The organism is Pseudorhodoplanes sp., from assembly GCF_035565855.1.
GTDB lineage: Bacteria > Pseudomonadota > Alphaproteobacteria > Rhizobiales > Xanthobacteraceae > Pseudorhodoplanes.
On sequence record NZ_DATMRX010000374.1, the window covers coordinates 1 to 6,397 of the forward strand.

General features: G+C 64.2%; 6 protein-coding genes. 3 read left to right on the top strand and 3 right to left on the bottom strand.

What is annotated here, in order from left to right; all coding sequences use genetic code 11:
- The 3 genes from VN004_RS21835 to VN004_RS21845 all read left to right on the top strand — a co-directional run.
- A partial coding sequence (locus VN004_RS21835; protein WP_325614283.1) for an SRPBCC family protein occupies positions 1 to 724 on the top strand: 724 nt, incomplete at its 5' end.
- Position 725: 1 nt separating this feature from the next.
- Positions 726 to 1,319 (top strand): aromatic-ring-hydroxylating dioxygenase subunit beta, encoded by a 594-nt coding sequence (locus tag VN004_RS21840; RefSeq protein ID WP_325614285.1) that lies wholly within the window; start codon positions 726 to 728, stop codon positions 1,317 to 1,319.
- 161 nt (positions 1,320 to 1,480) lie between these two features.
- Positions 1,481 to 1,993: a hypothetical protein gene (locus VN004_RS21845; protein WP_325614288.1), complete on the top strand. Its 513-nt coding sequence runs from the start codon at positions 1,481 to 1,483 to the stop codon at positions 1,991 to 1,993.
- Between the two features lie 34 nt (positions 1,994 to 2,027).
- On the opposite strand, the gene VN004_RS21850 is transcribed toward VN004_RS21845, so the two are convergent.
- From VN004_RS21850 to VN004_RS21860, 3 genes are all read right to left on the bottom strand, one after another.
- Positions 2,028 to 2,387 carry a hypothetical protein gene (locus tag VN004_RS21850; RefSeq protein WP_325614290.1) on the bottom strand — a complete coding sequence of 120 codons (360 nt, stop codon included), beginning with the start codon at positions 2,385 to 2,387 and terminating at the stop codon, positions 2,028 to 2,030.
- 16 nt (positions 2,388 to 2,403) lie between these two features.
- Entirely contained in the window at positions 2,404 to 5,544 is a 3,141-nt protein-coding gene (locus tag VN004_RS21855; RefSeq protein ID WP_325614292.1) for an efflux RND transporter permease subunit, read from the bottom strand.
- 13 nt (positions 5,545 to 5,557) lie between these two features.
- Positions 5,558 to 6,397, bottom strand: an 840-nt coding sequence (locus tag VN004_RS21860) for an efflux RND transporter periplasmic adaptor subunit (RefSeq protein WP_414710385.1), incomplete at its 5' end; no start/stop codon positions are given.

Genomic DNA, 6,397 nt, shown 5'->3' on the forward strand with positions numbered 1-6,397 from the left:
CGGCTACCACGTCGTGTTCTCGCATCGCTCGCTGCTCGACATGGAGAACCGGCTGGTCGCGGAAGGCGACAAGGGCATGTCCTATTACAAGGGCCGCCCGGACGAAGCGCCGATGTACATGAAGTATTTCGGCCACGGCCATCACTACAAGGACAAGCGGCCGAACATGGAGATCAAGCCGGGCGCGATGTGGGCGGTGGAAAGCCCGCATCCCGGCATGGAGCATTACGAGGCGGAGCTGCGCCGCATGCTCGGCGACCGCGCGCCGGAAGCGCTCGACCTCGCCTCCTCCGAGCCGGTCAACATCAACATCTTCCCGAACCTGTCGATCCTCGGAAACCATCTGCAGGTGTTCGAGCCGCTCAGCGTCAACGAAACCAACGCGATCTGGTACGGCACTGCGGTCGTCGATGACGAGGGCGTATGGGGCGACGCGCTGCCGCTGATCAACGCGCTACGCATGCGCACGCAGGAAGGCTTCCCGAATTTCGGCGAAGTGGATGACCTAGCAAACTTCGAGGAGATCCAGCGCGGGCTCGCCGCCTTCGAGGACGAATGGGTCTACATGCATCGCGGCATGGACATTCCGGGCCGCACCGTCGATCTCGGCGAGGGCGTGCTGAAAGCGCCGGCCACCGACGAAATGTTCATGCGCGAATATATCCAGTACTGGAAACGGCTGATGCAGACCGAGCCGAATGTCCAGATCAAGCGGGAGCCGTAACATGAACGCGCCGCTCAAGCACGATCCGCACAAGACCTCGTTCTACATCACCGACGCGCTGTACGAGGAGATCATCGCCGATTTCTCCAACTGGCAGCGCGATGACCTCGTGATCCAGGACCTCGCGGAGCGCGACCTGTTCCGCTCCCTGCTGGAGCACGAGGCGCGGCTGCTCGATCAGGACCGGCTGGAAGACTGGCTGACGCTGTTCACACCGGAATGCGTCTATTGGCTGCCCTCGACGCCGAACGGCGGCGATCCGCGCAAGGAAATCGCCATCACCTTCGACGACCGACGCCGTCTGGAAGACCGGGTCTACCGTCTGCGCACCGGCTATGCGTGGTCGCAGAAGCCGAAGTCGCGGACGGTACGGCTCGTCACCAATGTCGAGGTGTTCGACACCGGCCGCGCGGACGTCCGCATGGTGCGCTCCAATGTGATGATCGCGGAATTCCGCGGCTTCGAGACGCGCTGCCTCTATGCCTGGTGCGGTCACCGCTATGTCAAACAGGACGGCAAGTGGATGATTGCGGCGCGCCAGCTCAACCTGATCGACTGCGATCAGTGCATCCGCAATCCAAGCATTGTGCTGTAACCGTTCCCTCTTGCCTCCCCCTGAAAGGGGGAGGCCGACCGCCTAAGGCGGGCGGTGGGGGTCCGCGCCAACGAGACCCCCTCCCCGTCCCTCCCCCTTGCAGGGGGAGGGAGACGGAGATAGGCCAGCGTGACCTTCGTCGTTTCAAAGAGCGTCCAGGAATGCTGCGGTTCGCCTCCTCGATCCTCCTCGCCGTCTCGTTGTTCCTCATACCGGCCGCGGCCTCCGCACAGGACCAGTCCACGGTCCCGCTGCAGGGCCATTGGCGCTTCGAGAAGGACGCCGCCGACGCCGCCAATCTGACGTTCGTCAGCAACGGGAAGGTGATGTTCCTCGTTCGCGCGGGCCGCACCATCAGCATCTGGTTCGCTTATCCGGAGGGACCGCAGACCAAGGGCGCGGTCCGCGTCCAGATCGACACCGGAGTGAGGCGCTGGCGCATGGATGGCGATCTCACCACCGAAGATCAGGACGGCAAGCCCGCCATCTATTTTACGCAGAACGACATGGGCATGACCGAGCGGAAGAAGAAATGGGGCAACCTCGTCCAGCGCTACAACCGGTTCATTGAGACCTTGACCGCAGCAAGCCAGATCGTCATCACCACCAAGCAGGGCGTCATCCGGCTGCCGGCCATCACCATCGCCGACGCCCGCCAGCAGATGCAGCTTTGAGGCCGCCGCACGTCGCCGCCTCGCCTGGGAGCGCTCAGAACTTCGCCGACACTGTCTTGCCGTCGGGCTGCGTGATCTGCACGACGCCCTTCGGCGCGGCCGGCAAATCGCCCGTCGCCCGTCCAACGAGCCTGTCGCCGTCCGCCTGCAATGCGATTCGCTGGCTCTTGCCGTCCACCGAGAGGATCGCCAGTCCCTTGTAGCCGTCAGGCGCCATTTGCTTGTTGTGGTGGTCGACCAGATAGACCTGCACCGTGTCTCCTGTCGCGACCATTTCAACGTGGATATGCCCGGCAAAAACGATGCGCCCGCCATGCAGGCTCTTGGCATCGTGTGCGAGTGCGGGAGTGGCGGCCGACAGGGCTGCGATCAGTGCGAGCGTCTTCAGCTTCATGTGTCTCTCCTTGGGCCTAATAGGACGGTGATGCCGGGTGCGTGCCGGCGGGCATGCGGGACAAGGTTGTTGTCGAAAGCTTCAGCGACTCGATGGACCTGCGGCCGAAGGCGAGGACCAGGAGGGGCGTCACGAACGCATCGAGCAGGGTCGCGCTGATCAGCCCGCCGAAGATGGTCACCGCGACGGGATGCAGGATCTCCTTGCCCGGACTTGCCGGATCGATCAGCAGCGGGACCAAAGCCACGCCGGCGGACAGCGCCGTCATCAGCACCGGCGTCATACGTTCGAGACAGCCGCGCGTGATCAGCGCACGGTCCCATGGCATGCCGTCGTGCAGATGGAGATTGATGATGTGGCTGATCTTCAGAATACCGTTGCGCGAGGCAATGCCGGTCAGCGTGATGAAGCCGACCATGCTCGCCACCGACAGCGGCTGACCGACCAGCCACAGGGCCGCGACCGATCCGACCAGCGCCAGCGGCACGCTGCCGATGATAATCAGCGACAGGACGGCCGATCTGTACCGGCTGTAGAGGATCGCGAAGATCAGAAGCAGCGACACGATCGACAACAGGCCGATGGTGCGCGCAGCCTGCTCCTGCGCCTGGAAGGTGCCTTCGAGGCTGACGAATGTCTCCTCCGGCATCGTGCTGCTCGCAATCACGCCGCGGATCTGCTCGACCAGTTTCGCCATATCTGCCTTGCCGTCCGAATTGGCGAGCACGACGAGCCGGCGCTGCCCGTTCTCGCGCAGGATCTGGTTCGGCCCGACCGTTTCCTTGATCTCGGCGACCTGTCGCGCCGGAATCCATCCGGCCGGCGTTTCGATCAGAAGATCGCCGAGCCCTTGCGTCGTGCGCATGCTCTCCGGCAGGCGCATCACAACGTCGAACCGGCGGTAGCCATCGATGACGCGTGAGACCACACGCCCGTTCGACAGACGGCTGAGCTGTTCGACGACCGCGGCAGGCTGCACGCCGTACAAGGCGGCGCGCCGGTAATCGACGCGGATTTCGAGCTGCGGGATCAGCACCTGCTTCTCGACCTGCACATCGGCCAGTCCGGGAATTGCAGCAAGCTTTGCCCGCAACTCCTCCGCCTTGCTGCGCATGGTGTCGAGGTCGTTGCCGAAGATCTTCAGCGCGATTTCGGAGCGGATGCCGGTCAGCATGTGATCCAGCCGGTGCGCGATCGGCTGGCCGACATTGATCGACAGGGGCAGCACCGAGAGCCGGGACCGGATATCGGCGACGATCTCCGCCTTCGGACGTGCCGACGGCTTCAGGTCGACTTCCATTTCGTTGACGTGAACGCCTTCGGCATGCTCGTCGAGTTCGGCGCGGCCGGTGCGGCGGCCGACGGTCTTCACCTCCGGCACCTGCAGGATGAGCTTCTCGGCAATCGTGCCGACGCGATTGGATTCGGCGAGCGACACGCCCGGATTGAACTGGACGAGAATATTGAACGTTCCTTCGTTGAAAGGCGGCAGGAACGATCGCGGCAATGTGAAGGCCGCGGCAGCCGCGCCGATCACGAGGATGATCGTCACGCCGAGCACCAGCCTCGCATTGTCATAGGCGCGCGCCAGTGCCGCCGCGTACCAGCGCTTGAGCACGCGGACCAGAAAGCCTTCGCGCTCGTCGAGGCTCTTCGCGCCCGGCAGCATGTAATAGGCCATGACCGGGGTCAGCGTGATGGACACCACGAGACTTGCGAGGATCGCGACGATGTAGGCGATGCCGAGCGGCGCGAACAACCGGCCCTCGATGCCGCCGAGCGCGAACAGCGGCACAAAGACCAGAACGATGATCATCGTCGCGTAGACAATGCCCGAGCGCACCTCCTGCGAGGCGCTGACCACGATGTCGAATGCCGAGCGCGGATTGCCGAGTGCGCGGTTCTCGCGCAGCCGCCGGAAGATATTCTCGACGCCGACCACCGCGTCGTCCACGAGCTCGCCGATCGCGATTGCGATCCCGCCGAGCGTCATGGTGTTGATCGACAGACCGGCGAAATGGAACACGACCGCGGTGATCAGGATCGACGCCGGAATCGCCGTCAGCGAAATCGCCGTGGTGCGCCAGTTCAGCAGAAACAGATAGAGCACGATGGCGACGACGACGAAGGCCTCGAGCAGGACGGTCTGCACATTCCTGATCGATGTCTCGATGAAATTCGCCTGCCGGAACACGAGCTGATCCGCCTTGATATTGTTCGGCAGGGTCTTGTTCAGCTCGGTCAGCGCGTCCTCGACCTTGCGCGTCAGCGAGATGGTGTCGACATTCGGCTGCTTTTCGACGGCGACGATCACCGCGGGCTTGCCCATGAAGCCGGAATCGCCGCGCTTGGTCCGCGCGGCGAATTCGACATTGGCGACCTGGTGCAAATAGACCGGCCGGTTATCGATCTTTGCCACCACGATGTTGCGCAGATCGTCGAGGCTGGTGGTGCGGCCGATATTGCGGATCAGATATTCGCGGGAATTCAGATCGGTGAAACCGCCGCCGGCATTGGTCCCAAACGATGCCAGCGCCTTCTCGATCTGCTCGTAATTGATGCCGAGCGCGCGCAGCGCCGGAGGCTGCGGCGACACGCGATATTGCCGCACTTCGCCGCCGATCGGGATGACCTGCGCGACGCCGGGAATGCTCATCAGCCGCGGCCTGATGGTGAAGTCGGCCGCTTCGCGCAGTTCCATCGGCGTCGCCCGATCGCTGGTCACCGCGACCATCAGGATCTGGCCCATGATCGAGCCGATCGGGCCCATCATCGGCGTGACATTGGCCGGGAGCTGGTCGCGCATCAGATTGAGCCGCTCCGCCACAAGCTGGCGGTTGCGATAGATGTCGTCCGCGGACCAGTCGAACTCGACATAGACGAACGACAATCCGACGCCGGACACCGAGCGCACGCGCGCAACGCCGGGCACGCCATTCATCTGCGTTTCAATCGGGAAGGTGACCAACAGCTCGACCTCGGGCGGCGCAAGCCCTTCCGCCTCGGTCATGATGGTGACGACCTGCTTGTTGAGGTCGGGCAAGACGTCGACCGGCAGCCTGGTGATGCTGTAGCCGCCGAACACCATCAGCGCGGCGCTCAGCGCCAGAATCAGCATGCGGTTGCGAACCGACTGGCTGACGAGGAAGGTGAACATCTTGGCTCCCCCCTCACCGCACGTGATCGAGCAGTTCGGCGCCCTGCACGACGACGCGCTTTCCGGGTTCGACGCCGGCCGCGATCAGCGCGCGCTCCGCATCGAGCGGCTCGATCCGCACTGCACGCGGCTCGAAGCGCTCGGCACTGGTGTGTTCATAGACAAAATCCTGTCCGTTCGCGGCGCGCACCACCGCCGTGCGCGGCACCGCGATGCCGGAACGTTGCTCGCCGGTTTCGGTGAAGACCGTGACGAACTGACCCGCGCGAAGGCCCTTCGCAGGACCATCGATGGAATAATGCACCGGGATCGACTGGCTGCGATCCGCGAGGCCCGAGCCGCGGAAGGTCAACGCGAGCGCCGTGCCGTTGCCGGTCTTGGCGGACGCGCGCGCGTTGCCCGACACCGCGTCGAAGCTCAAGGCTTCGACCCACAGCTTTTCCGGCGTGACGATATGGAAGAGCACCGCATTGCTCTGAGCGATCTGACCGGTGATCGGTGTGCCGTCCGCGATGATGCCGCTCACCGTCGCGACCAGCGGCACCGGATCGTTGCGGATCGTGTCGAGCGCGGCGCGGCGATCCTTCAGGCCGGCCAGCTCCAGCCGCGTGTCTTCAACGGTCGTGCGCGCCACCGCACCGCTGCCGACCAATGACTCCTGACGCGCCAGCCGACGCTGTACGATCGCGATCTGCTGATCGAGCTCCCCCTGCTTCTGGCGCATGTCGGAGACGTCGATCGCCGCAATCGGCGGCGTGACATAGGCAAGGACTTCCCCCTCCTTGACCGGCGTGCCCAGACGCGGGAAGCCGCCGGGCGGTGGCGACAGCACGCCGCCAACCGCGGTCTGCAC